Below are 24,418 nucleotides of genomic sequence, written 5' to 3'. Positions count from 1 at the left end.
CGCAGACCCGGACTGCGCGCCCGGGGCAATCCTCGCAGCCCGAGGGGCCGGCACTTGTCAGAAACCCGGCTCGCCCTCGCCGAGGACGACGATCCTGGCGGAGCCGTCGTCGCTCGGGTCCCGCTCGCCATCGACCCTCGCGGCATCGCGCTTCGGGGCGCGGGCGCCTCTGCCGAATGTCTGCGCCCAGGTCAGCACGACGATCTCGGCCCCCGCACGGCGGGCGTCGCGGCTCGTCCGTGACGCCCGCCGGCCGCCGCCCCCATTCCCTCGCCCCACCGTCCGTCTCCCCTTCGACGACAATCGGACGACATGTCGGGCACGGACGGCGCCGGGGCGACCGTCCTCCGTTCCAATTCCTTGCGCAGGCGTCTCATATGACGTCCGGCCGATCGCTGCGCGGAGCGGAAATCGGCGTCGCCCAGGCTGGCGATACGAAACTTTGTTTCACGCCTTGCGCAGCCACAGGCTGGTCTCGAAGGCGCCGGGCGGCAGGGGCAGTCGCGCGAGCACGCCGTCGAGCGGCCAGCCGCTTCGGATCGCGACGTAGCGGCTGGCAAAGAGCGGGGCATAGGCGCCGCCCTGGAGGAGCGCGCCGACCAGCAATTGCTCGTTGTAGCCGCGCCAGGCCCACTCGTCCGGGTAGGCGTCCGGCAGGAACACGTCGTGCAGATGCACGACCACGCCTGACCGCAATCGCGGCAGCACGTCGAGGAGGAGCCGGTCGACATCGGTGCCCGGCATCGCGACGTGGCTCGAATCGATAAACAGCACGTCGCCGGCGTCGAGCGCGGCTGCGGCGTGCGCGTCGGCGGGTGCGAACAGGCGCGCCTCGTGGCGGACGCCGAGACCGGCGAGCGGCGCCCGGGGCGCCGGGTCGATGCAGGTGATCGCGGTCGAGAGAGCGCCGTCGCGGACGGCCTGCGCCAGGAAGCGGGTCGAGTGCCCCGAGCCGATCTCGACGATGCGGCGGGGCCGCTCGCGCCGCACCAGGGCATAAGCCGCGGCCGCGTCGAGGCGCGGGAACCAGTCCTGGGTGAAACGCGCCGGCCGCTCGCCGACGAGGCTCGCCGCGCCGGCCGCGATGCGGGCGAGGTCCGGCGCATGGGCCTCGATCGCCGCCAGGACCGCACGGAAGTCCGGCTCGGCCTTCACGAAGATCGGGCGGAGGGCCGGGTAGCCCTCCGCCCGCGCCGCGCCGGCATGCCGGTACGGGATCAGGAAACCGCCCGGCCGGATTCCGAGCAGGGTGCTGAGACCGAGCCCGGCGCGGCGCAGGCGGGTGCGGGTCATACCGCCTTGCGCACTTTCGTATCGCGCAGGTCCGGGGTGATGCCGGGGCCGTCGACCGGCGCCGGCGGCACGGCAGCGGGGGATTTCGCCTTGCTGCGCATGGCCTCGGCGAGGCGGCCGCGCTCGAACAGCAGCACCACGCCGATCGCGAGCGCGAAGGGGATCAGCAGGTAGAACAGGCGGAAGATCAGCACGGCGGCGAGCACGTCGGTCTTCGGCAGGTCCGGCATCGCCGTGATGAAGACGAGCTCGAACACACCGATGCCGCCCGGCGCGTTGGAGACCAAGGCCACCGAGAACGAGGCGAGGAACACCGCGAGCACCACGAGGAAGCCCGGATTCCCGGCCTCCGGCAGGGCGAAGTAGATGATGCCGGCGGCACCCAGCAGCTCGAGGGGCGCGGCGATCAGCTGGCGGCCCATGATGTTGGGGCGCGGATACTCGATCTTGAACGAGCGGATGTGCAGCGGCCGGAAGTGCAGGATCGAGCCGACGACGTAGAGCGCCACGAAGCCGAGGAGGCCGAAGCCGACGAGGCGGGCGGTGGTCGGGCTCGCGAGCACCGGCGGCAGGAGGCTCGCCACGCGCTGCAGGAGTTCGGGCTCGAGCACCAGCACCAATCCGCCGAGGAACGCGGTGCCGAGGCCGAAGGTGAAGGAGCAGAGCGCCACCAGCACCGCCACCTGCGCCGGCGACAGGCCCTTGGAGGTGTAGGCGCGGTAGCGCACCACCGCACCGGAGAACACCGAGGCGCCGATATTGTGCGACAGGGCGTAGGTGGTGAAGGAGCAGACCGAGACGAAGAGCCAGGAGATGCCCTTCACCCCGAGATGCAGGAGCGCGATCCGGTCGTACCAGGCCAGCGCGCCGTAGGCGACCAGGGTCGAGAGGACGGCGAGCGCGTAGCGGTGCGGCGGGATCGCGGCAAGGCTCGCCTTCACGTCCGCGAAGGACAGGCCCTTCAGCAGGTGCCACAGCAGATAGACGGAGACCACGACGGCCCCTAGGCCGATGACCGGCCAGATGAAATCCTTGATCTTCTTCATCGCGGTCCCGTCGCGTCCCCATCTCTCGCGCGCGCTTCTGCCCGACCCTGCGGGCGACCGCAAGGACGGCCCCGCGGCGGCCCCTCCTTTCATGGGATCGTGACGGTTTCGTGCCGGCCTTGCGGCGGAGCCGGCCCTCTCGCCTTCGTCCGCGGTGTCAGCCGCCCTCAGATGCCGCGCCGGTCGAGCCAGTCGAGGAGCAGGCGGGCGACGCCCTCCGAGCCGAGGTCGAGCTGCAGGAAATGGGCGATGTCCGGCACGGTGCGGTGCTCGGCGCCGTGATAGAGCGCGGTGCGCCACGTCGTCGCCGGCCAGATCATGCGGTCGTCGGCGCCGCCGAGCACCAGGGTCGGCACGCCCGCGAAGGCGGCCGAGAGCGGCAGAGCCGGCCAATGCGCCTCGGCGAGCGCCACCGGGCTCTCGGCCGACATCCGGGCGGCGTAGTCCTGCGCCCGCTGCAGCGGCAGGCCTTCCGAGAACAGCCAGTGCCGGGCGAGCGCCACCGCCGGCTCGCGGCCGGGCAGGAGCGAGCCGGCCAGGGCCTCGACCCAGAACCCCGCATCGGTCATCGCGATGCGCGGGCCGACGACGCCGAGTCCTTCCGGCGGCAGGGAGGCCATCAAGACGAGACCGCGCAACGGCACCCGGCCGAGGATGCGCTGCGCCAGCAACCCGCCGAGGGAATGCCCGATCAGGACCGGCGGCTCGCCCCACTGCGCCAGGGCCAGGGCGACGTCGGCGACGTAGTCGGTCAGCGTGGCGGTGGGCAGGTCGCGCCCGCCCTGGCTGCGGCCGTGGCCGCGCAGGCTCACGGCCGCGGCGCGGCGGCCGCGCCGGGCGAGGTGGGGCAGGAAGATCTCCTCGAACATCCAGGCGCCGCCGAAGGCGCCATGCACGAACAGGAGCGGCGCGCCGCGGGGCTCACCGGCGGGCTGGGCCTCGATCCATTCGAGGGCCGGGCCGTCGCGGCGCTCGATCAGGCGGCGCGTCACCTGGGCGCGGGGCTCGGTGACGACGGTGAAGCGGCGCCGGTCCCGCGCATGGGCGTCGTGCATGGTCGTGCCTCTCGAACGGTCCGGCAGCCGGCCCGGCCCCACAGTTAACGGCTAAGCCCGGCCCGCACAGTCGGACGAACGGCGCAACCGCCCGCGTGGCGGAAGAGTCGCACGGGCAAGTCTGCCAGGAGAAAGTCTGTCATGAGAAAGTCTGCCACGGGAAAGCTTGACACGAGGGAAACGGGCCGCCCCCCTGGCGATCCGCGCGAGCCCGCAGGAGACGCCGCCGTGAGCGATCACCCGACCGACGAGCCGACGTTGCGCCTCGACGGCTACACCCCGATCCCGCCGACCCACGTCGCGGCCGTCGTGACCTACCTGGAGATGCGGGAGCCCCCTCCCCGGCGATCGCGGGAGCCTCTGCCGCTCGCCGAGATCGGCACCGACATCGCCCGCTACCGGGCGCTCTACGCGGCCATCGGCACGCCCTGGCTGTGGTTCGGCCGCGCCCGCCTGAGCGACGACGCGCTCCTGGCGATCCTGGGCGATCCGGGGGTCGAGGCCCTGGCTCTCGTCGAGGACGGGCGCGACGTCGGCCTCCTGGAACTGGATTGGCGGCGGCCCGGCGAGGTGGAGCTCGGCTATTTCGGCCTCGTGCCGGACGCGGTCGGGCAGGGTCGCGGGCGGCGCCTGATGGACGAGGCCCTGGCCCGCGCCTTCGCGCGCCCGATCCGGCGGTTCTGGGTGCATACCTGCACCTTCGACCATCCGGGCGCGGTCGATTTCTACCGGCGCTCGGGCTTTCGCCCCTATGCGCGGGCGATCGAGGTCGCGCCGGATCCGCGGCTCACCGGCGACCTGCCCCGCATGGCCGCCGGACAGATCCCGCTGCTGGCGGAGTGATTCGTCAGGCCCGGGCGCGGCCGAGCCCGATCGCGTCCATGCTGGCCTGGTCGCGGGCATTCTCGGCCGCGCGCTCGCCCGACCGCTCGCGGTCGTCGAGGATCTCGACCTTCTTCAGCTCCTCGAACGCCTCCGCGAGCGCCGCCTTGGCCGCGGCGAGCTGGACGTCGAGTTCCTCGGCCGAGCGGCGGATGTTGTCGCGGCGCTGGGCGGCGGCGCGGGCATAGGTCGGGTAGGCAAAATGGGCCGGATCGGAGATCCCGGCCCGCTGCTCCTCCTGGCCGATCTCACGGTCGAGATCGGCGGCCATACGGGCGAAATCGGCGATCATCGCCTCGATTTGCGCGACCTTGCGCCGCTTCTCGTCGGCCTGGAAGCGGCGCAGCCGGATGAGCGTGTCCCGCGACTTCATTGTACTCCACTCCAGCCAGCGGCTTGCGGCCGAGCGTTCGACCGCTACGCGCCGTCACCCGGTCGCGCGAGCGGCCCGCGCGACCGGCCCTCACGCCTCGCCGACGATCGCGGCGAGACGTTCGTAACCCTCGCGGATGGAGGTTGCTTCTTCCTTACCCTGCCCCAGAAAAGCCTCCAGATCCGGCATCAGGCCGATCGCCTCGTCGACCTCAGCCGAGCTGCCGGGCCGGTAGGCCCCCAGGCGAATCAGCTCCTCCATGTCGGCATAGGTCGAGAGCACCCGGCGGGCGCGCCGCACCGTGGGGAGGAAATCCGGGTCGCAGGCGCGCGGCATGGTGCGGGAGACCGAGCGCAGCACGTTGATCGCCGGGTAGCGCCCGCGCTCGGCGATGGCGCGCTCCATCACGATGTGGCCGTCGAGGATGCCGCGCACCGCATCGGCCACCGGCTCGTTGTGGTCGTCGCCCTCGACCAGCACGGTGAACAGGCCGGTGATCGCCCCCTCCCCCGTGCCGGGCCCGGCCCGCTCGAGCAGGCGCGGCAACTCGGAGAAGACCGTGGGGGTGTAGCCCTTGGCGGTCGGCGGCTCGCCGGCGGCGAGCCCGATGTCGCGCTGGGCCATGGCGAAGCGGGTGATCGAATCGACCATGCACAGCACCTGCGCGCCCTGGTCGCGAAAATACTCGGCGAGCGCGAAGGTGACGTAGGCCGCGTTGCGGCGCATGAGCGCCGGCTCGTCGGAGGTGGCGACCACCACCACCGAGCGGGCGAGACCCTCCTCCCCGAGATCGTCCTGGAGGAATTCCTGCACCTCGCGGCCGCGCTCGCCGACGAGGCCGATCACCGCGACGTCGGCGGCGGTGTAGCGCGCCAGCATCGACAGCAGCACCGACTTGCCGACGCCGGACCCGGCGAAGATGCCCATGCGCTGGCCGGCGCACATCGTGAGGAAGGTGTTGATGCAGCGCACCCCGAGATCGAGGGGCGGCCCGACCCGGCGCCTGGCATGGGCGGGCGGCGGATCGGCCTGGAGGCCGTAAAGCGCGGGGCCGGACGGCAGCGGTCCCTTGCCGTCGATCGGGCGGCCGAGCGCGTCGACGACGCGGCCGAGCCAGGCCCGGCTCGGCCGGATCGCCCCCGCCCCCTCCGCCCGCACCCGGGCCGGGCAGCCCCGCCGCACCCCCTGGAGCGAGCCGAACGGCATGGCGAGCGCGTGCGGGCCGGAGAAGCCGATGATCTCGCACGGGACGGCGGCGCCCGCGGCCTCGTTCACCACGACGTCGAGCCGGCCGCCCAGCCGCATCGCCGCCACCGGGCCGGCGACCTCGATCAGGAGGCCGCGCACGGCCACGACCCGGCCGAAGGTCTCGACCTCCTCCACCCCGGCAAGCGCCGCGCGGGCGGCGTCGAAGCCCCTCCCCCCGTCGCGGAGCCGGTCACGACGCCGCTCCCGGCACCATCCTGTTGATACGAGGCGGTTTCCCGAACCGTGACGCTGCCATTGCCGGATTCCATCAACGATCCATTTACCCCTCTCCTTAACACTGAGGCAGATGGGATCCGCGTCCGCTGCCCGGAGGTTCTCCGGGGGCGTGGCGTGGGGGCAACATCACGGGCAGGCCTCAATGATGCGAGTCATTTAGGCCGCTCGCCGGGAGCGGGATGCAGGTATGCTGCCGCGATTCGGCCGGAACGGAACGCCAACCCGCAAGGGGCCGGACCGTCAGCGGTTTCCTAACCGCTTGCGGGACCCGAGCAGGGTTTGTTAACCGTTCGGGCATAGCGTCGCGGTTCGGAAGATAACGGGCGTCCCCCACGGGCCGGTGGGAGACGGGCGGCGGGGGCTTGCCTTAACCCTTGAGGGCCAGGGCTTGGGGACCTGAGATGCGGGTACTTCTGATCGAGGACGACAGCGCCACGGCGCAGAGCATCGAGTTGATGCTCAAGTCCGAGAACTTCAACACCTACACGACCGACCTCGGCGAGGAGGGTGTCGATCTCGGAAAGCTGTACGACTACGACATCATCCTGCTCGACCTGAACCTGCCCGACATGTCGGGCTACGAGGTTCTGCGCTCGCTGCGCGTGGCGAAGGTCAAGACCCCGATCCTGATCCTCTCCGGCATGGCCGGGATCGAGGACAAGGTGAAGGGCCTGGGCTTCGGTGCCGATGATTACCTCACCAAACCTTTCCACAAAGATGAACTGGTCGCGAGAATCCACGCGATCGTGCGCCGGTCGAAGGGCCACGCGCAGTCGGTGATCACCACCGGCGACCTGATCGTGAACCTCGACCAGAAGACGGTCGAGGTGTCGGGCGCCCGGGTGCATCTCACCGGCAAGGAGTACCAGATGCTGGAGCTCCTCAGCCTGCGCAAGGGCACCACGCTGACCAAGGAGATGTTCCTGAACCATCTCTACGGCGGCATGGACGAGCCCGAGCTGAAGATCATCGACGTGTTCATCTGCAAGCTTCGCAAGAAGCTCGCGAATGCCAGCCAGGGCAAGAACTACATCGAGACGGTCTGGGGCCGCGGCTACGTGCTGCGCGAGCCGGCCGAGGAAGAGGACCGCATCGCGGTCTGACGGTCGGGCCCCTTCGGGTCCGGACGGCCGAAAGAACCCCGCTCCGGCGGGGTTTTTTCGTTGGTGGCGGGAGACCGCGGGAGTAGCACGGAGGGGCCGAGCGTCATGGGATGCTTGGCGTCATGGGATGCTTGGGCAGGTACCCATCCCGTTCTGCAGATCTCAGGCGCGGAGCCGGCGAGGGAATCGGCGACGGGCCGGGGGCGGGAAATCGCGGGCCCGGCCGACAGGCGGCGCAGGATCGAGCGCGGCCGGCCTTGCGCCTGTTTCATTCATTGAGAGCCGTCGGATTGACCGCTCCGGATTTCAGACTCGCCGCGTCATACCGGGGCCGCGAAAGCAGCGCCCGGAATCCATATCCGCTGAGAGCCTGCTTGTTTGACTCAAGCACTTACCCCCACACACGACCTCATCCTGAGGTGTCAGTCGATTGAGAATCGACTGACCTCGAAGGAGAGCTCCAGGGATCGCGAGGACTTCGGGAGCCCTCCTTCGAGGCTCCTTTCAGTCGCACCTCAGGATGAGGTCGTGAGAGGGATAGAAAAGGTCGTTGCAGCTGAATTTCGCAAGTCAAACAGGCTCTGAGAGTTCAGGACAAGGCGGATTGCGTTCCGCTTCATCCTTTTACACCTGAGTGTCTGGATTCCGGGCTCCGCTTGCGCGGTCCCGGAAGGACGGGATGGGTGTGAGTCCAGTTGGAGCCAGCCAAGCCGCGTTTGAGGTCATTCGGGATGTCGGGCCCCGGGCAATGGGGGCGCTGTCCGGGATAGGCGGCATCTTACCCCTGCCCGCCTTGCGCAAGGCTGTGGCGACGCGGGGGTCGGAGCCTTGCTCCACCTCTTTCATGCGCATGACGGCGCCACAATCCCGGAAGAGCCGGGACCGACGCCTTTCGGTGCGCTGAGTCTTCGGGTCCCGGCGCCCGCGGAGGCGGACGCCGAACGCGTCGCCTTCAGCGCGTCGCCCAGCGCAGGCCGGCCATTGCCGCAGCGGCCGTCGGCACGGCCGGCGCCACGCCCGGGGTCGGGAGGCTCGGAGCCGCGAAGGTCGGGGCCGCGAAGGTCGGGGCCGCGAAGGTCGGGGCCGGGATGCCCGGGCTCGAAGCCGCCTTGGCGTGGCGGTAGAGGCCGCGATGCTCGGGATCGGGCATCAGCGATTCGGTGATGCCGATCACCGTCTCGGCGGCGCCGAGCAGAACCGCGCCGTCCGGGGCGAGCTGGTCGGCGATGCGGCGCAGCACGTCGGCCTTGGTCACCGTGTCGAAGTAGATCAGCACGTTGCGGCAATAGACGATGTCGAACGTGCCGAGCTGCTCGAACGGCTGGAGCAGGTTGAGCGATCGGAAATCGACCATCTGGCGCAACGGTTCGGCGATCCGCCACTGCTCGCCCACCTGGGTGAAGTGCTTGAGCATCAGCTGCACGGGCAGGCCGCGCTGGACCTCGAACTGGTTGTAGAGGCCGAGCTTGGCCTTCTCCAGCACCTCGGTCGAGAGGTCGGTGGCGACGATCTCGACCCGCCAGCCGGCGAGCCGCGGCGCCGCTTCCGCGAGCAGCATCGCCAGCGAGTACGGCTCCTGACCGGTCGAGGCGGCGGCGCACCAGATCCGCAGGCGGCGCTGGTTCGCCCGCGCCGCCAGCGCGTTGGGCAGGAGCACGTCGCGGAACAGGTCGAACGGCGTCCGGTCGCGGAAGAAGAAGGTCTCGTTGGTGGTCATCGCCTCGACGACCGCCCGCTCGATGGCGCCGTCCCGGGCGAGCCGCAGGCAGCCGACCAGCTCGGGCAGCCCGGCGAGGTTGAAGCGCCGGCAGACCGGCGACAGGCGGCTCTCGACCAGGTAGCGCTTCTCCGCCGTCAGGGCGAGGCCGGAGCGCTGCTTGAGGTAGAGCCGGAGGAAGTCGAACTCGGATTCGGTCATCGGCGCGGCATCCTCCCCGGGATCCGTGGCAGGAAGCGCATCAGTGGCCGCTCAGTCCGGCGCCCGGACCGGCGATGGCCGTCCGCAGGGCCGGGCCGATCGCCGAGAGGGGCAGGATCTCGTGGGCATAGCCCGCCTTCACCAGGCTGCCGGGCATGCCCCAGACGGTCGAGCTCGCCTCGTCCTGGGCGAGCATGACGCCGCCGGCCTCGACGAGCGCCTTGGCGCCCTTGGTGCCGTCCGAGCCCATGCCGGTGAGGACCACCGACAGGGTGGCGGCGCCGTAGACCTCGGCCGCGTCGCGGAACATCACGTCGACCGCCGGACGGCAGAAATTCACCGGCGGGCCGTCGGTGAGCTGGATCACCGCCTCCGCGGCGGTGCCGGACAGGCCCATGTGGCGCCCGCCGGGGGCGACGTAGACGATGCCGGGGCGGACCGGCTCGCCGTGCTTGGCCTCCGCTGCCGGCAGGCCGATCCGGGCGCCGAGATGCTCGGCGAAGACCGCGGTGAAGACCGGGGGCATGTGCTGGACGATGAGGATCGGCACGCGCCGCAGGGTCGCGGCGCCGATGCTCTCGAGCACCTCCCCCACCGCCCGCGGGCCGCCGGTCGAGGCGCCGACGAGCAGGCAGCGCGGCGGGCTGGTGCGCAAGGGGCGCGGGCGCACGCTGACCGCGGCGGCGGCCGGGGCGGCCGGGCGCGGCGCCGGGGCCGGAATCGGGGCGGCGGCCGCCGCCGGGCGCCCCGGCAGGCCGGGCCGCTCGGGCAGCGGGGCTGAGCGCGCCCGCGGCCGGTTGCGCAGGTCGGCCCCGAGCATCCGGATCTTCTGGACCAAGTCCTCGCGAAAACTCGCCTGGGTGGTGACGCCGCGGTTGCCCTCGGGCTTGGGCAGGTAGTCGATGGCGCCGAGGGCCAGGCAGCGCAGCGAGATCTCGGCGTTGCGCTGGGTCAGGGTCGACATCATCACGACCTGGAGCCCGGGGCGCTTGGCCAGCATCCGGGGCAGGGCCTGGGTGCCGTCGAGCTCCGGCATCTCGATGTCGAGGAGCACGATGTCGGGCTGGACCCGGTCGAGGGCGTCGAGCGCGATGCGGCCGTTCGAGGCGGTGCCGACGATCTCGCAGCCGGCCTCCTCGAGCCAGCGCGAGACCAGGCCGCGGACCACGACGGAATCGTCGGCGACGAGGACGCGGATGCGCTGACCGGCGCTCGGGGTCGGGGTGGAGGGCGCGGCGGATGCAGCCATGGCGTGTCTCGGTCGGCGCGCCGCGGGGCGGGCCTGGGGGATCGGGCCCCGGTGCAAGGCCGGGACGTCTCGAGGCGTCGGATCGATGGGCGGGGAGCCTCTTGGCGAGGCTCGGAGGCGGCCGGCCTCGGGCGAGACCGACTGCGCGGCCGGCCTCAGGCGAGGCCGACCGCCTGGAGCTTGGCGGTCATGATGTCCTTGTCGAAGGGCTTCATGATGTATTCGTCGGCGCCGGCCTGCAGCGCGCGGGCGATCGACGCGACATCGTTCTCGATGGTGCAGAACAGCACCTTCGGGTGATCGCCCTCGGGCAGCCGGCGCAGGGCGCGCAGGACGTCGTAGCCGTCCATGTGCGGCATGTTCCAGTCGAGCAGGACGGCGTCCGGCATTGCCGCCCGGCACTGCTCGACCGCCTGGCGGCCGTCCTCGGCCTCCGCCACCCGGAAGCCGAGGCCCTCGATGATCCGGCGCGCCACCTTGCGGATCACCGCGGAGTCGTCGACGATCAGGAAGGTTCTCATCCGGCCGTTCCCAGGGTCACGCCGCGCTGGCGGCTTGGCGCTCGTCGCCGAAGGCGAGGACCGCCTCGACGTCGAGGATCATCAGCAGGCGGCCGTCGAGGCGGTGCACCCCGCGCGAGACCGCGCGCCAGCGGTTGTGGAGATGGACCGGGTTCGGCTCGTAGGTGTCGGCCGAGAGCTTCATCACCTCCCCGACCTGGTCGACGAGCAGGCCGTAGGCCTCGCCGCCATGCTCCAGGCCCACCGCCATGTTGCGGCCGTCGCCGGTGCGGTCGGGCAGGCCGAGGCGCCGGCGCAGGCACAGCGCGGTGACGACCCGGCCGCGCAGGTTGAGCAGGCCCTTGATCTCCGGCGGCGCCAGGGGGACGTCGGTCAGGTTGGTGGCGATGAAGACGTCGTGCACCCGGTCGATCGGCAGGCCGAACAGTTCGTCGCCGAGGAGCACGGTCACGTAGTCGGTGGTCTCGCCGGTGGACGGCGCGGTCGTGCCGGCGGTGTTGGTGTTGGCGGCCATCATGGGGCGGGGCTCGGGAAGTGTGAGGGCGGGCAATCGTCTCGGCGCCCGGACGCCGCGGCGTCCGGGCAGGGATCGGGAGGCCGTCAGGCCGCGGCGTCGAGGGGCGCGCTGATGATCTCGTTCACCGCCGCCACCAGTCCGGTGCGGTCGAACTTCGCCACGCAATCGGCGACGCCGAGCGCCCGGGCGCGGGAGAGCGAGTCCGGCGCCATGGTGCCGGCGAGCGCCACCACCGGCATCGTGCCGAGCCGTCCGCCGACCTTGCGCATCGCCTCGATCAGGTCGAACCCGGAGCGGCCCGGCATCTCGAGGTCGCAGACCACGACGTCGAAGCGGGCCTCGCCGCCAAGATGGCGCAGGGCCTCCTCGGCATCGGCGGCCTGCGTCACGCGGAAGCCGGCCGCCTTCAGCACCGGAGTCAGCATCTCGCGGAAGAAGGCCGAGTCGTCGACGAGGAGCAGGCTCGGCGCCTTCGGCACCGCGCGATGCGCCGCCTGGCCCCAATCGTCGTGGGCGAGCGGCAGGTAATGGGCGATGTTGACGATCTCGGTCGCCCGGTTGCGCACCACCGCCGAGCCGATCAGGTCGGAGCGCTCGGTCACCAGCTCGACGTCCAGCACCTCGTCGACGATGTCGACGATCTCGTCGACCACGAGGCCCATCGAGCGCTCGCCGTCCGAGAACACCACGAGCGCCTGGGAGCCCTCGCGCTTGAGAGCCTGGGCCGGGTCGGCCGGGACGAGCGGCATCAGGCGGCCGCGATACTGGATCAGCGGACGCCCGCCGACCCACTCGATCTTGGCCGCGTCGATCTCCTCGAGGCGGGTGACGAGCGACAGCGGCACCGCCTTCAGCGCGTCACCGCCGCCCTTGAACACGAGCAGCGTCACCGCCTGATCGGCCCCGTTCTCTTCGCCCTCGGCCTCCGCCTCGATCTCGCCCTGCTGGCCGGTCGCCGTGCCGGAGCCGACCATCTTGGCCACGCCGTTCGGATCGATGATCAGCACCACCGCCCCGTCGCCCAGGATGGTGTTGCCCGAGAAGAGCGGGATGTGCCGCAGCTTCGAGGACATCGGCTTCACGACGATCTCTTCCGTGTGGAAGACGCCGTCGACCAGAATGCCGAAGCGCTGGCGCCCGACCTGGCTCACCACCACGAAGCCCTCGTCGGTCGAGGCCGGGGCGTCGGGGGCGTCGAGGCCGAGCATTGCCGCCACCGGCACGATCGGCAGCAGGCGGTCGCGCAGGCGCAGGACCGGCGAGCCGTTGATGCGCTCCACCGTGTGGTCGGTGCCGGGCTGCACCCGCACCAGTTCCAGCACCGAGACCTGCGGGATCGCGAAGCGCTGCTCGCGGGCCGAGACGATCAGCGCCGCAACGATCGCCAGCGTCAGCGGGATCTTGATCGTGAAGGTGGTGCCGCGGCCGAGCTGGGTCTGGATGTCGATCGTGCCGCCGATCAGCTCGATGTTGGTCTTCACCACGTCCATGCCGACGCCGCGGCCGGAGACCGAGGTGACCGCCTTGGCGGTGGAGAAGCCGGCATGGAAGATGAACTTCGCCACCTGGGCGTCGGTCATCCGCTCGACCTCGGCCTCGCTGGCGACGCCGCGCTCGACCGCCTTGCGGCGGATCGCCGAGAGGTCGAGGCCCTTGCCGTCGTCGGCGATCTCGATCGTGATCGTGCCGCCCTCGTGGAAGGCGTTGAGGCGGATCGTCCCCTTCTCGGGCTTGCCGGCGGACTTGCGCTCCGCGCCCGACTCGATGCCGTGGTCGGCCGAGTTGCGCACCATATGGGTGAGCGGGTCCTTGATGACCTCGAGGACCTGGCGGTCCAGCTCGGTCTCGGCGCCCTGCATCACCAGGTCGATCTTCTTGCCGAGTTCCGACGAGAGGTCGCGCACCACCCGCGGCAGCTTCTGCCAGGCCGAGCCGATCGGCTGCATGCGGGTCTTCATCACCCCTTCCTGCAGCTCGGCGGTGACGTGGGAGAGCCGCTGCAGCGGCACCTTGTAGTTGCCGTCCTCGTGCCGGCGGGCGATCTCGAGCAGCTGGTTGCGGGTCAGCACCAGCTCCGAGACCATGGTCATCAGGTGCTCGAGGGTGTCGACGTTCACGCGGATCGTCTGCACCTTGCTGACCGGGCCGGTCTCGCTGTCGGCGGCGGCCTGCTCGGCCCGCGCCGGATCGGCGCGGCGGGTCTCGGCCGGCGCGGGCGAGGGAGCCGGCACAGCGGGGGCGGCCTCCTGGCGGGCGGGCTCCTGGCGGGCGGGCTCCGGACGCGCCGCCGGGCGCACCGGCTCGGGGGCGGGCGCGGGGGCGAGGGCCTCGGGGGCGGGCGCCTCGGTGTCGACGGCGGTCTCGCGGAAGGCGCGCTCGAGGTCGTCGAGGGAGACCTCGCCGGGCTTCAGGGCGCGTTCCAGCACCTGGAGCACGAGGGTGCCGGAGGCCGACGGGGCGGCGACGGGCACCGGCTCGGGGGCAGGCACCGGCTCCTCCGACATGCGCTCGAGGGCGCCGATCAGATCCTCGTCGATCCCGGCCGGCTCGCCGCCGGTGCGCTCCAGCTCGGCCAGGATCAGCTTGATCCGGTCGAGGGTCTGCAGGATCAGGCTGACCGCCGGGCTCGTCACCGGCATTCCGTCGCGGAACTTGCCCATCAGGGTCTCGGCGGCATGCGCCAGCGCCTCGAGGCGCGGCAGGCCGAGGAACCCGCAGGTTCCCTTGATGGTGTGAACCAGCCGGAAGATGTTCCGCAGGATCGTCTGGTTGTTCGGATCCTGCTCGAACCGGACGAGCTCGAGGTCGACAGTGTCCAGGTGCTCACCGGACTCCGTCAGGAACTCACGCAACAAATCGTCCATCGCGGCCACTCGTCGATCCACGCAGGATCTCTGCGCCGTCCGACGGTGCCACGCGAGCCTTTATGATCCGTTGCCGGAAATCCTCACAACGCGCCGACCCCGGTCACATTCCGCCCGGGGCCAGGGAAAACCATGGACGCCGAAGAGAAAACGGCCCGCTCCGACGGCCGGCCGCAGGGTTAGATGCCGTTATCGTCGGCCTCGACGTCGGGTTCGACGTCGGTCCCGGCCGGGGCGGCGGGCTCGGCGCGGATCGTCACCGTGTCGCCCTCGATCGAGAACCGCACCGCCATCGCGGCGGCCCGGGCGACGAGGCCGGCATAGAACGGCTGGATCGCATGGGCATCGACGGTGCCGCTCGCCGGCGCGCCGGCGATCAGCGCCTCGACATGGGGCGGGATGCGGGCATAGGCGCCCTTGGCGGTGAGGACGAAGAGCGGCGACTCGGCCTCGCCGGTGACCTTGACGTCGATGACGCCGCCGCGGGGGATCGCCGTCACGGCGATGACCACGAGGTTGAGGAGCAGCTTGACCTGGTTCTTGGGAAACAGCGCCCGCGGCGCGCTCCAGGACAGCCGCGTCTTCTCGTCGCCGAACATGCCGCGAGACACGTTCTCGGCATCGGCGAGGTCGATGCTGGCCCCCGCCGAGCCCGCCGCCCCGAAGGCGATGCGGGCGAATTGCAGCCGGGCCGAGGCCTGCTTGGCGCTCTTGCGGATCAGGTCGAGGGCGAAGTCGCGCATCTCGGCGCTGTCCTCGTCCTCCAGCACCTCGAGGCCGTTCACGATGGCGCCGACCGGGCTGATGACGTCGTGGCAGACCCGCGAGCAGAGCAGCGCCGAGAGGTCGAGGGCGTCCAGGGTAACGGTGGGCTCGGAGGTGTCGGTGGTCATCGGGGGTGCTCCGCGGGGCCGGCAGATGATGTCAGGTCGCGGCGGCTCCCGCCACGGTTTGCCGGCACCGATAGCCGCCGTCGGCCGGTTTGAAAAGGCGAACCCGCGCCCGCACGCCTCCCGGAACGATCCGGGACGGTCGATCCGGCAGGATCGATCGACAAACCCGCCGGTGCGGGGCATGACGGTGGCATGACACCTGCCACGCCATCCGCGACCACGCCCGTGCCGGCCCTGTCCCTCGACCGGCCGCCCGGCCCCGCCGAGTGCGACGCCGTCGCCCTGCGGCTCGCCGGGATCGCGGCGGCGGCCGGCGTGATCCTGCGGCACTACGAGCTCGGCGGCTGCCGTCACCACCTCAAGGCGGACGGCTCGCCGACGAGCCAGGCCGACCTCGCCGCCGAGGCGCAGATCGTCGCCGCCTTGGGCGAGGCCTGGCCCGGCATCCCGGTGATCGCCGAGGAGACCGCCGCCGAGGCGGCCCCGGCGGCCCTGTTCTTCCTGGTCGACCCCCTCGACGGCACGAAGGATTTCCTGAAGGGCACCGGCGAGTACACGGTCAACATCGCGCTGGTGTCCGGCGAGCGGCCGGTCGCGGCGGCGCTCGCCGCCCCCGCCCTCGGCCGGATCTGGGCCGCCGGCACCCGCGCCCTCGAGGCGCCGATCGTCGAGGGCGGCCCGGGCGCCTTCCGGCCGGTCGCGGCGCGGCCGGCCCCGCCGGAGGGGATGACGGCCCTCGTCAGCCGGAGCCACGGCGAGGCGGCGGACGAGGCCTGCCTGGCGGGCTTGGCCGTCGCGCGGCGGCGCGGGGTGTCGTCGGCCCTCAAGTTCGGGCTCCTCGCCTGCGGCGAGGGCGACGTCTACGTCCGCTGCGGCCCGACCATGGAATGGGACACGGCCGCCGGCGACCACATCCTCACCCAGGCCGGCGGCTGCCTCGTCGGCCCCGACGGCCGGCCCTTCGGCTATGGCCGCCGGCCCGGCCAGTACCGCAACGGCCCGTTCGCGGCCTTCGGCGACCCGTCCCGGGCCGCCCGCGCCGTGCTGCCGGCGACGAGCCCGACGCGGGCCGGCTGACCCGGCTCAGCCGCCGATCGCGGCGGCGGGCCGCAGCTGCGGCCAGCGCGCCTCGGCGGCGTCGACGAGCGTGGTATCGGCCCGCGACCGGCGCTCGGCGTCGCGGAACAGGTAGAGCCGGTCGTCGCTCATCGCCGCCACCAGGGGATCGGCCTCGACGAGGCGGCCGGCGGCCACGCCCTCGGGATCGAAGCCGCCGAGGCGGGGGGCATAGGCGTCCGGGGCGCGTGCGAAGGCGGCGCGGTTCGCCGCGGACTCGAAGCGCCAGACCAGCCCCGACCAAGTGAATTCATGTGCCTCCGAACCCGGCAGCGGCGCAGGCCCGAGCCGGTAGGAGACCGCATCGAAGCCGCGCAGCGCCAGCCCGGTCAGGTGGTCGGCGGCGTAGAGGCCTGGCACGCCGAGCGGCATCTCGCCGCGGGCCGGCCGGATCGCGACGGCGGGCAGGATCGCGCCTGCGGGGAGAAATACCGAGGCGGGGAGAAGCGACAGCACGCCGCGCCGCGTTAACCGGATCTTACCCATATTTGCAGCATTCGTGGCATCCCGCCGCCTGTCCGCGCCGGCTCCCGCTCGCCGGGACCGGAACAGGACCATCTAAAGCCGGGATGCCTAACGAATGCTCTCAGCCTCCTCCGCCCGCTCGGGCCGGCAGACATCCGGCTCCACCTCCCGGGTTCGGCAGATCCCCGGAAGACTCTCGCGCCGGCGCGCCCTCGCGGTGCTCCTTGCCGCGCCCGCGATGCTGGCGGCGCTGCCCGCCGCGGCGCAGGGGCGCGGGCCAGGCGATCCCGGCACGTTCCAGCCACGGGAGATCGTCGATTCGGGCCACCAGTTCTTCGGGTCGGTGTCCCGCGGCCTCGCCCTGACGATCCAGGAGGCGACGCGGCGCTGGGGCGAGCCCAACGGCTACATCCTCGGCCAGGAGGCCTCCGGGGCGATCATCGGCGGCGTGCGCTTCGGCGAGGGCACGCTGTTCACCCGCAACGCCGGCCAGCGCAAGATCTTCTGGCAGGGCCCGTCCCTCGGCTTCGACGTCGGCGGCGACGGCGCCCGCACGATGATGCTGGTCTACAACCTGCCGCGGGTGAACGCGCTCTACCGCCGCTTCGTCGGCATGGACGGTTCGGCCTACGTGGTCGGCGGCTTCGGCATGTCGGCGGTCACCGCCGATAACATCGTGGTGGTGCCGATCCGCGCCGGGGTCGGCGCGCGCTTCGGGATCAATGTCGGCTACCTGAAGTTTACCGATTCGCCGACTTGGAACCCGTTCTGACGGGACCGGCCGCGCCGGTCCTGCGGGCGGGTCCCGCGGACGGGTCTCCCGGACAGGTCTTGCAAGCTGGCCCTTGCGGCGTTCCCGTGGCAGGGTCCGGCCGCGCCACCCGTGCCCGGCCCTTCGCCGGATGGGCGGGGCGCGCCGATCGTATCAACCGTCCGTGCGGAGCGTTCCGCCCGGTCGCCGAGAGAGTGTCGCCCGGGTGATCGAGTCCCTGATGTTCGCGGCGCTGGGGTTCCTCGCCGCCAGCCTGTGCGCCCTGCTGGTCCTGCCGGCGCTCAACGCCCGGGCCGAGCGCCTGACGCGCCGCCGGCTGGAGGCGCTCTACCCGATGTCGATCGTCGAGCTGACCGCCGAGAAGGACCACCTGCGGGCCGAGTTCGCGGTGCGCGAGCGCCAGCTCGAGCGCCGGGTCGAGGAGGCGATGGCCGCTCGCCGGGCCGAGATGGAGGAGATGGGCCGCCGCACCGTCCGCATCGGCACGCTGACCCAGGAGATCGAGCGCCGGGACGCGCATCTCGCCGAGATCGAGCGCGACCTCGTCGAGGCGCGCGGCAGCCTCGCTCAAGGTCAGGGCGAGCTCGTCGAGGCCCGCACCGCCCGCGCCGCCGCCGAGGAGGCGATGCGGGCGCTGGAAGGCCCCTATCAGCGGGCCCTGGCCGAACTCACCTCGCTGCGCGGCGAGGTCGAGGCGCGCCGGAGCGGCCAGGCCGAGGCCGAGGCGGCGAGGGGCGTCGCCGAGGAGCGGGTCCGGGCGGCCCGCGGACAGGTGGCTGCGGCCGGCGAGAGCGTCGCCAGCGCCGCCCGCGAGCAGATCCAGGCCCTCGAGGACGCGCTGGCCGACCTCGTCACCCGCCACGCCGCGGAGGCCGAAGGCGCGCGGGCCGAGATCGCTCGGCTGCAGGAGGCTCTGGAAGCGGCGCTGCGAGCGGCGGCGAGCAAGGCCGCTCCCCCGCCCCCGAACGCATCGCCGCGGAGAACGCCGCCCTGGAGCGCCGGATCGCCGAGGTCGCCGATGCCCTGATGCAGGCGCAGGGGAGGCACAAGGCCGGCCGGAGCCGCGGATGCCGCCGGCGTCGCAGCTCGGCCAACCGGCGCCGCGGCCGACGCCCGCCGCGGCGGGATGACCCCGGCGGGAGCCGCAGGCGGTGTGCCCTGCGGCACATCGCGGCCGGCCCGGACCGGAGGGGCCGCCGTCGGCGGATCCGGATACCGCTCGGAAACACAACCCAAGTATTTGTCTTTACAGGGCTTTCCAGCCCCGATGAGGCGTCCGGCCCGATCCCGGCCGGCGCCTCGGCAGATCCGGCATCGCGTCGCGACCCTTGTCAGGTGACCGGTTTAGGGCCATGTCGCTGCCACTTCCCACGCTCTGCAAGGCTTCGACAGACATGATGCTCAGGCCGATGTCGCTCGCTCTCCTGACTGCCGGCAGCCTGATGGTGCTCGCCGGGCCGGCCCTGGCCCAGCGGGACGATCCCAATTTGAAGAAGTACTGCACCGGCGACTACATGACCTACTGCGGCAACCTGGCGCCGGACAGCCCCGAGGTCGATCGGTGCTTCGAGAAGAACATGAAGAAGATCTCGGTCAACTGCAAAAAGGCGATCGACTACTACGAGCAGACCCACAAGTAAGGCGATCGGAGGCCTCGGCTCAGGCCGAGGCCTCGGCCCGGTTCGCGGCCTCCAGGGCCTCGGCCAGGGCCTCGATGGTGAAGGGCTTGCGCAGGACCGTCTCGCCGGGGCCCGGGCGAGGTCCGTCCTGGCCGTCATCCGCCGGATGGCCGGTGGCGAAGATCACCCGCAGGTCGGGCCGCCGCCGCCGCGCTTCCGCCGCGAGCGTCGGTCCGTCGATGCCCGGCATCACCACGTCGGTGAACAGGACCGCCACGTGGCGCTCGCTGTCGAGGACGGCGAGCGCCGCCGCCCCGTCGGTGGCCGTTACGGTGCGGTAGCCGAGTTCGCCGATCGTCTCGGCGCTGGCGAGCCGCACCGCGGCATCGTCCTCCACCACCAGCACCGTCTGCCGGCTCCGCCCGGGCAAGGGCCCGGCGAGGCTCCCGCGCCCGGCGGTCTCGGCCGGCACGCCGTCGGCGCTCACCGGCAGGGTCAGCTCGATGGCGGTGCCCTGTCCGGGCTGGCTGTCGATGCGCACGCGCCCGCCCGACTGGGTGACGAAGCCGTAGACCTGGCTCAGGCCCAGGCCCGTCCCCCGTCCCTGCGGCTTGGTGGTGAAGAACGGCTCGAAGGCGCGGGCCACCACGTCCGGCGGCATGCCGGTGCCGGAATCCCGCACCGTGACCGACACCGCCTTCGTGCCGTCGTCGAGGGTGCCGTGCGCGGTCTCCAGCGCCAGCTTGCCGCCGCCCGGCATCGCGTCGCGGGCATTGACCGCGAGATTCAGGATCGCGTTCTCGAGCTGGTTCTGGTCGACGAAGATCGCCGGGGGATCGGCCATCAGGCGGGTCTCGACCCGGACGGTCTCGCCCAGCGTGCGGCGCAGGAGGTCGATCATCCCGCCGACGAGGCGGTTCGGATCGGTCGGGCGCGGTTCGAGCGGCTGCTGGCGGGCGAAGGCGAGGAGCCGGTGCGTCAGCTTCGCCGCCCGGTCGGTGCCGTCGAGGGCGCCGGCGATGAAGCGGCCGACATCGGTGTCGCCCCGGGCGATGCGGCGCTGCACCAGTTCGAGGGAACCGGTGATGACCGCCAGGAGGTTGTTGAAGTCGTGGGCGATGCCGCCGGTGAGCTGGCCCACCGCCTCCATCTTCTGGGCCTGGCGCAGCTGGTTCTCGGCGGCGATCCGCTGGGCGTGCTCGCGCTTGAGGTCGGAGAGCGCCTGCTGCTCGGCCCGCGCCCTGGCGAGCGCCAGCCAGGCCATCAGCACCAGGGTCAGGGCCGAGACGGTGGCGACGAGGCCGTAGACCCGCAGGTTGTCGTACCAGCGGTCCAGCGCGATCGCGGTCTCGACCGAGAAGGCGACCTCGACCGGATAATCGCCGATGCGGCGCCAGGCATAGAGCCGCTCGGCCTCGCCGGCCGGGGTGCCGGAGGCCGCGCCACCCTGCGGCCGGGCCCGGATCGCCCGCAGCAGCGGATCGGCCGGCGCCAGCCGCTCGTCGACCTCGGGGCCCGGCGGCTCGCGCACCAGGACCGCGCCGTCGGCGCGCAACAGCATCGCCCGGTGGTCGGTGGGCGCAGCGATCTCGGCATAGAAGCGGGCGAAATACTCGGTGCCGAGCAGGACCACGATCACGCCGTCGAAGCGGCCGTCGTCGGTCGAGCGGCGCCGGCTGACCATGAAGGCGGTGGTGCCGTCGGCCTCGCGCATGGCGGGGCTGACGAAGATCCCGATGTCGCGCGGGCGGTGGACCGAGAAGACGTCGCGCCCGGCGACGTCGCGGCCGAGATCGGCCTCGCGGCTCGCGGCCTGGATCTTTCCCTGCGGGTCGACCACCCAGACCGCCCGGGCCTGGGCCAGCGGCGCCTTCAGGCTCGCCAGGAACCCGCCGGTGGCGGGCGCGGCGATCTGGCTCCAGCTGCGGTCGAAGATGTAGTCGTCGACCCGGTCCATCGCCAGTTCGGCGGTGTCGAACACCTTCGAGGCGTGCTCGTGCATCACCGCCGCGGTGCGGACCACCGCGCTGTCCTCTTCCCGCAGTACCTCGGCCCGGTTCCACCACGCCGCGCCCACCAGGACGACGCACGGCACCAGGAAAGCCGCGGCGACGAGGAGCTGGTGCAGCCGCACCGTCGAAAGGCTCACGGGACACTCACAAACGCGACGGGAGCCGACGCGAGGATCGGCGAGAAGCTTAACCGTCGATGAAGGGATTGGCGAGCGAAACGATCTCCGTTCCATCGTCCCATGGGGAGCCTTCCGGCGTGGCTTTGTGTCGCTCGCGGATCGGCGGGACGCCCGGACCCAGCCCCGCACTCTCCCGGTGCTCCTTCCAACGCCGCCTTAACGGCCACGCTCGAATGCCGCGCAACCGTCCTTCGCAGGCAGTCCCCCGCAGGCTGTGAGTGCCGGGCTCGCCTCCCGGGATGCGGGCCGCTATGGTGCCGCCGCCACGCTTCTTATCGCTGTCCGGATCCCGCCCGTGTTCCGTCCCCGTACCCTCGTCCTCCTCGGCCTGATCGCCCTCTCGGCCGCCGCCTGCGGCCGGCGCGGCCCGCTCGAGCCGCCGCCCGCGGCGGCGCCGGCCGTGACGCCGCAAGCGGGGGCCGGTGCGGGCACGACCCGGCCGAAGACCGGGGCGGCCGCGGTCAACACCCTGCCGTCCGGCGTCGGGCTCTCGGCGGGCGCCTCCGCCCCCGATCCCGAGGACGAGCTGCCCTCGGCCGCCGTCGCGGCGCCGACCGGGATCCCGGCCCCGACCGAATCGTCGTCGCGCCGCCGCAAGGGCTACGTGATTCCCAAAGGCCCCTTCCCCCTCGACCCGCTGCTGTAGCCCCTGTTCGACCTGCGAAGAGTAAAGTTGCGAGAATTGTCTCTCCGACCCACGGCCTCATCCTGAGGTGCGACTGAAAGGAGCCTCGAAGGAGGGCTCCAGATGTCTCGCGATCCCTGGAACCCTCCTTCGAGGTCAGTCGATTTTCAATCGACTGATACCTCAGGATGAGGTCTCGTGTGGAATCGCGTGCCAAAGTGGATCGAACAGGCTCCCAGGCGCCCGCTAGGGTGCAAAGGCCGGCGGGTTTCGTGTAGAGGGCGCGTCTCACGCGCTCGCAGCAGGCGCGGCAGCGCCCGGACGTCGGTCACTCCCATGCACCATTTCACCTACCGCGACGGCGTGCTCCACGCCGAGGATGTCGACCTGGCACGGCTCGCGGGCGCGGTCGGCACCCCGTTCTACTGCTATGCCTCCGCCACCCTGGAGCGGCATTACCGGGTCTTCGCCGAGGCGTTCGCCGGTGACGACGCGCTCGTCTGCTACGCCATGAAGGCGAACTCGAACCAGGCGGTGCTCGCCACCCTGGCGCGGCTGGGCGCCGGCATGGACATCGTCTCGGAGGGCGAGTTGCGCCGGGCGCTCGCCGCCGGGGTGCCGGGCGAGCGGATCGTGTTTTCGGGCGTCGGCAAGACCGAGGGCGAGATGGCGGCGGCGCTCGACGCCGGCATCCTGTGCTTCAACGTCGAGAGCGAGCCCGAACTGGAGCAGCTGTCGCGGGTCGCCGCCGCCAGAGGCGCGACGGCGCCGGTCTCGATCCGGGTCAACCCGGACGTCGATGCCCGCACCCACGCCAAGATCTCGACCGGCAAGTCCGAGAACAAGTTCGGCATCCCGATCTCGCGCGCCCGCGAGGTCTACGACCGGGCCGCCCGCCTGCCGGGCCTGTCGCTGGTCGGCGTCGACATGCATATCGGCAGCCAGATCACCGATCTCGCGCCCTACGACAACGCCGCCGCCCTGCTCTGCGACCTTGCCCGCGACCTGATGGCGGCGGGCCACCGGCTCCACCACGTCGATTTCGGCGGCGGGCTCGGCATCCCCTACCGGGACGACAACGCGCCCCCGCCGGACCCGGCCGCCTTCGCGGCGGTGCTGCGGCCGCATTTCAAGCCGCTCGGCCTCAAGCCCGTCTTCGAGATCGGCCGGATGATCGCCGGCAATGCCGGGGTGCTCGTCACCCGGGTGCTCTACGTCAAGCACGGCGAGGGCCGCACCTTCGTGATCGTCGATGCGGCGATGAACGACCTGATCCGCCCGACCCTCTACGAGGCCTATCACGCGCTCCGCCCCGTCGCCGAGCCGAAGCCCGATGCGGCCCGCCTCACCGCCGACGTGGTCGGCCCGGTCTGCGAGAGCGGCGACTACCTGGCGCTCGCCCGCGAGATGCCCGAGGTGAAGCCCGGCGACCTGATCGCCGTGATGTCGGCCGGCGCCTACGGCGCCGTGCAGGCCTGCACCTACAACACCCGGCCGCTGGTGCCCGAGGTTCTGGTGCGCGGCTCCGACCACGCGGTGATCCGGCCGCGGCTCTCCTACGAGGAGCTGATCGGGCTCGACCGGGTGCCGGACTGGCTCTCGGCGCCGGCGGGCTGAACTCTTCTGATCTTTGCGGAGCGGATGGCGCCTCCGGGCGTGGTCCGCCTCCACGGGACTCGGCAGCTGCCTGAAGCCTGCTGGGTATGGGGCTCTCCCACGCGCAACCTCATCCTGAGGTGTCAGTCGATCGAAGATCGACTGACCTCGAAGGAGGTTTCCAGGGATAGCAGAGGCTTCTGGAGCCCTCCTTCGAGGCTCGTTTCACTCGCACCTCAGGATGAGGTCGCGGGTGGGAAGGGGCGGAGCCTCACATGAACGGTCCTGTCGTGCACAGTGGTCCGCCTCGTCTCCGGCCGCCCGCAACCCCTACTCCTTCAGATGGTCGAGCGGCAGCGCAGTCGTGTACTTCACCTGATCGAGCGCGAAGCTCGACCGGATCTTCGCCACCCCGGGGATCCGGGTGAGGTGATCGACGATCAGCCGCTGGTACTGGGCCAAGTCCTCGACCACGACGCGCAGCATGTAATCGGCCTCGCCGCTCATCAGGTAGCATTCCATCACCTCCGGCCGGTGCCGGATGGCGTCGGAGAAGGCCTGGAGGGCGGCCTGGGTCTGCTTCTCCAGCGAGACGTGGACGAAGACGTTGACGTGGAGGCCGAGCGCCTGCGGGTCGGCCACCGCGACGCAGCGCCGGATGATGCCCCGGGCCTTGAGGTCGGCGACCCGGCGCCAGCACGGCGAGGTCGAGAGGCCGACCGCCTCGGCGAGGTCGCCGATGCCGATCTCGCTGTCCTGCTGCAGGTGTTCGAGGATGCGGATCGAGGCCGGATCGAGGTCGACGGGTCTGGCCGGCACGGTCTTGTCTCCCGAC

22 protein-coding genes and 1 pseudogene are annotated in these 24,418 nt (G+C 71.8%); 8 read left to right on the top strand and 15 right to left on the bottom strand.

Features of this window, described 5'->3' with window-relative positions:
• Positions 1–57 precede the first annotated feature (57 nt).
• The 4 genes from F1D61_RS04390 to F1D61_RS04375 form a co-directional block, all read right to left on the bottom strand.
• Positions 58–279, bottom strand: a complete 222-nt coding sequence (locus tag F1D61_RS04390) for a hypothetical protein (protein ID WP_203156668.1) — start codon at positions 277–279, stop codon at positions 58–60.
• A gap of 168 nt (positions 280–447) precedes the next feature.
• Positions 448–1,293 (bottom strand): class I SAM-dependent methyltransferase, encoded by an 846-nt coding sequence (locus F1D61_RS04385; RefSeq protein ID WP_203156667.1) that lies wholly within the window; start codon positions 1,291–1,293, stop codon positions 448–450.
• Positions 1,290–2,339: a lysylphosphatidylglycerol synthase domain-containing protein gene (locus tag F1D61_RS04380; protein ID WP_203156666.1), complete on the bottom strand. Its 1,050-nt coding sequence runs from the start codon at positions 2,337–2,339 to the stop codon at positions 1,290–1,292. Before F1D61_RS04380 ends, F1D61_RS04385 begins: the two co-directional genes overlap by 4 nt.
• Before the next feature lie 167 nt (positions 2,340–2,506).
• Entirely contained in the window at positions 2,507–3,394 is an 888-nt protein-coding gene (locus tag F1D61_RS04375; protein WP_203156665.1) for an alpha/beta fold hydrolase, read from the bottom strand.
• A gap of 228 nt (positions 3,395–3,622) precedes the next feature.
• Between F1D61_RS04375 and F1D61_RS04370 the strand changes: the two genes are divergently transcribed.
• On the top strand, positions 3,623–4,237 hold the full coding sequence (locus F1D61_RS04370; RefSeq protein ID WP_246775712.1) for a GNAT family N-acetyltransferase: 615 nt from the start codon (positions 3,623–3,625) through the stop codon (positions 4,235–4,237).
• Positions 4,238–4,241: 4 nt separating this feature from the next.
• On the opposite strand, the gene fliJ is transcribed toward F1D61_RS04370, so the two are convergent.
• A complete protein-coding gene (gene fliJ, locus F1D61_RS04365; RefSeq protein WP_203156663.1) occupies positions 4,242–4,649 on the bottom strand; it encodes a flagellar export protein FliJ in 408 nt (135 codons plus the stop codon).
• A gap of 90 nt (positions 4,650–4,739) precedes the next feature.
• A pseudogene (fliI, locus tag F1D61_RS04360) lies at positions 4,740–6,074 on the bottom strand (flagellar protein export ATPase FliI); the annotation flags it as partial.
• Between the two features lie 461 nt (positions 6,075–6,535).
• Between fliI and ctrA the strand changes: the two are divergent.
• A complete protein-coding gene (gene ctrA / locus F1D61_RS04355; RefSeq protein WP_203156662.1) occupies positions 6,536–7,237 on the top strand; it encodes a response regulator transcription factor CtrA in 702 nt (233 codons plus the stop codon).
• A 952-nt stretch (positions 7,238–8,189) separates the two neighbouring features.
• Here ctrA and F1D61_RS04350 read toward each other — a convergent pair.
• The 6 genes from F1D61_RS04350 to chpT form a co-directional block, all read right to left on the bottom strand.
• Complete coding sequence (locus F1D61_RS04350; RefSeq protein ID WP_203156661.1) at positions 8,190–9,155, bottom strand: CheR family methyltransferase; 966 nt, start codon at positions 9,153–9,155, stop codon at positions 8,190–8,192.
• A 40-nt stretch (positions 9,156–9,195) separates the two neighbouring features.
• On the bottom strand, positions 9,196–10,404 hold the full coding sequence (locus F1D61_RS04345; RefSeq protein WP_203156660.1) for a protein-glutamate methylesterase/protein-glutamine glutaminase: 1,209 nt from the start codon (positions 10,402–10,404) through the stop codon (positions 9,196–9,198).
• A gap of 155 nt (positions 10,405–10,559) precedes the next feature.
• Positions 10,560–10,925, bottom strand: a complete 366-nt coding sequence (locus tag F1D61_RS04340) for a response regulator (RefSeq protein WP_203156659.1) — start codon at positions 10,923–10,925, stop codon at positions 10,560–10,562.
• Between the two features lie 16 nt (positions 10,926–10,941).
• On the bottom strand, positions 10,942–11,442 hold the full coding sequence (locus F1D61_RS04335) for a chemotaxis protein CheW (protein ID WP_093569635.1): 501 nt from the start codon (positions 11,440–11,442) through the stop codon (positions 10,942–10,944).
• Positions 11,443–11,525: 83 nt separating this feature from the next.
• Positions 11,526–14,306 carry a hybrid sensor histidine kinase/response regulator gene (locus F1D61_RS04330; RefSeq protein WP_203156658.1) on the bottom strand — a complete coding sequence of 927 codons (2,781 nt, stop codon included), beginning with the start codon at positions 14,304–14,306 and terminating at the stop codon, positions 11,526–11,528.
• A gap of 179 nt (positions 14,307–14,485) precedes the next feature.
• Positions 14,486–15,199 (bottom strand): histidine phosphotransferase ChpT, encoded by a 714-nt coding sequence (gene chpT, locus F1D61_RS04325; RefSeq protein ID WP_203156657.1) that lies wholly within the window; start codon positions 15,197–15,199, stop codon positions 14,486–14,488.
• Between the two features lie 192 nt (positions 15,200–15,391).
• Between chpT and F1D61_RS04320 the strand changes: the two genes are divergently transcribed.
• Positions 15,392–16,276 (top strand): 3'(2'),5'-bisphosphate nucleotidase CysQ family protein, encoded by an 885-nt coding sequence (locus tag F1D61_RS04320; protein ID WP_203156656.1) that lies wholly within the window; start codon positions 15,392–15,394, stop codon positions 16,274–16,276.
• Between the two features lie 6 nt (positions 16,277–16,282).
• On the opposite strand, the gene F1D61_RS04315 is transcribed toward F1D61_RS04320, so the two are convergent.
• A complete protein-coding gene (locus F1D61_RS04315) occupies positions 16,283–16,771 on the bottom strand; it encodes a YHS domain-containing (seleno)protein (protein ID WP_246775710.1) in 489 nt (162 codons plus the stop codon).
• Positions 16,772–17,018: 247 nt separating this feature from the next.
• Here F1D61_RS04315 and F1D61_RS04310 point away from each other — a divergent pair, with 247 nt between their 5' ends.
• From F1D61_RS04310 to F1D61_RS04300, 3 genes are all read left to right on the top strand, one after another.
• Positions 17,019–17,552: a DUF1134 domain-containing protein gene (locus F1D61_RS04310; RefSeq protein ID WP_203158923.1), complete on the top strand. Its 534-nt coding sequence runs from the start codon at positions 17,019–17,021 to the stop codon at positions 17,550–17,552.
• A gap of 205 nt (positions 17,553–17,757) precedes the next feature.
• A complete protein-coding gene (locus F1D61_RS04305) occupies positions 17,758–18,579 on the top strand; it encodes a hypothetical protein (RefSeq protein ID WP_246775708.1) in 822 nt (273 codons plus the stop codon).
• Positions 18,580–18,946: 367 nt separating this feature from the next.
• Entirely contained in the window at positions 18,947–19,192 is a 246-nt protein-coding gene (locus tag F1D61_RS04300) for a 3',5'-cyclic-nucleotide phosphodiesterase (RefSeq protein WP_203156654.1), read from the top strand.
• Between the two features lie 19 nt (positions 19,193–19,211).
• Here F1D61_RS04300 and F1D61_RS04295 read toward each other — a convergent pair whose 3' ends face one another.
• Positions 19,212–21,320, bottom strand: coding sequence for a hybrid sensor histidine kinase/response regulator (locus F1D61_RS04295; RefSeq protein ID WP_203156653.1), 2,109 nt, complete (start codon positions 21,318–21,320; stop codon positions 19,212–19,214).
• 337 nt (positions 21,321–21,657) lie between these two features.
• On the opposite strand from F1D61_RS04295, the gene lptM reads away from it, so the two are divergent.
• The gene (lptM, locus tag F1D61_RS04290; RefSeq protein WP_246775706.1) at positions 21,658–22,008 is read left to right on the top strand and encodes an LPS translocon maturation chaperone LptM; all 351 of its coding nucleotides are present in this window, start codon (positions 21,658–21,660) and stop codon (positions 22,006–22,008) included.
• 315 nt (positions 22,009–22,323) lie between these two features.
• Positions 22,324–23,604, top strand: a complete 1,281-nt coding sequence (gene lysA, locus F1D61_RS04285; protein ID WP_203156652.1) for a diaminopimelate decarboxylase — start codon at positions 22,324–22,326, stop codon at positions 23,602–23,604.
• Between the two features lie 309 nt (positions 23,605–23,913).
• On the opposite strand, the gene F1D61_RS04280 is transcribed toward lysA, so the two are convergent.
• Positions 23,914–24,402 carry an Lrp/AsnC family transcriptional regulator gene (locus F1D61_RS04280; RefSeq protein ID WP_048462430.1) on the bottom strand — a complete coding sequence of 163 codons (489 nt, stop codon included), beginning with the start codon at positions 24,400–24,402 and terminating at the stop codon, positions 23,914–23,916.
• Positions 24,403–24,418 lie beyond the last annotated feature (16 nt).

The organism is Methylobacterium aquaticum (genome assembly GCF_016804325.1).
GTDB lineage: Bacteria > Pseudomonadota > Alphaproteobacteria > Rhizobiales > Beijerinckiaceae > Methylobacterium > Methylobacterium aquaticum_C.
This window is presented reverse-complemented; position numbering and strand designations above follow the sequence as displayed.

Excerpts from the sequence above, each read along its gene's own strand:
- F1D61_RS04385 (WP_203156667.1), bottom strand. The coding sequence starts at position 1,293 with ATGACCCGCACCCGCCTGCGCCGCGCCGGGCTCGGTCTCAGCACCCTG.
- F1D61_RS04380 (WP_203156666.1), bottom strand. The coding sequence starts at position 2,339 with ATGAAGAAGATCAAGGATTTCATCTGGCCGGTCATCGGCCTAGGGGCC.
- F1D61_RS04375 (WP_203156665.1), bottom strand. The coding sequence starts at position 3,394 with ATGCACGACGCCCATGCGCGGGACCGGCGCCGCTTCACCGTCGTCACC.
- fliJ (WP_203156663.1), bottom strand. The coding sequence starts at position 4,649 with ATGAAGTCGCGGGACACGCTCATCCGGCTGCGCCGCTTCCAGGCCGAC.
- ctrA (WP_203156662.1), top strand. The coding sequence starts at position 6,536 with ATGCGGGTACTTCTGATCGAGGACGACAGCGCCACGGCGCAGAGCATC.
- F1D61_RS04350 (WP_203156661.1), bottom strand. The coding sequence starts at position 9,155 with ATGACCGAATCCGAGTTCGACTTCCTCCGGCTCTACCTCAAGCAGCGC.
- F1D61_RS04345 (WP_203156660.1), bottom strand. The coding sequence starts at position 10,404 with ATGGCTGCATCCGCCGCGCCCTCCACCCCGACCCCGAGCGCCGGTCAG.
- F1D61_RS04340 (WP_203156659.1), bottom strand. The coding sequence starts at position 10,925 with ATGAGAACCTTCCTGATCGTCGACGACTCCGCGGTGATCCGCAAGGTG.
- F1D61_RS04335 (WP_093569635.1), bottom strand. The coding sequence starts at position 11,442 with ATGATGGCCGCCAACACCAACACCGCCGGCACGACCGCGCCGTCCACC.
- F1D61_RS04330 (WP_203156658.1), bottom strand. The coding sequence starts at position 14,306 with ATGGACGATTTGTTGCGTGAGTTCCTGACGGAGTCCGGTGAGCACCTG.
- chpT (WP_203156657.1), bottom strand. The coding sequence starts at position 15,199 with ATGACCACCGACACCTCCGAGCCCACCGTTACCCTGGACGCCCTCGAC.
- F1D61_RS04320 (WP_203156656.1), top strand. The coding sequence starts at position 15,392 with ATGACACCTGCCACGCCATCCGCGACCACGCCCGTGCCGGCCCTGTCC.
- F1D61_RS04310 (WP_203158923.1), top strand. The coding sequence starts at position 17,019 with ATGCTGGCGGCGCTGCCCGCCGCGGCGCAGGGGCGCGGGCCAGGCGAT.
- F1D61_RS04300 (WP_203156654.1), top strand. The coding sequence starts at position 18,947 with ATGATGCTCAGGCCGATGTCGCTCGCTCTCCTGACTGCCGGCAGCCTG.
- lysA (WP_203156652.1), top strand. The coding sequence starts at position 22,324 with ATGCACCATTTCACCTACCGCGACGGCGTGCTCCACGCCGAGGATGTC.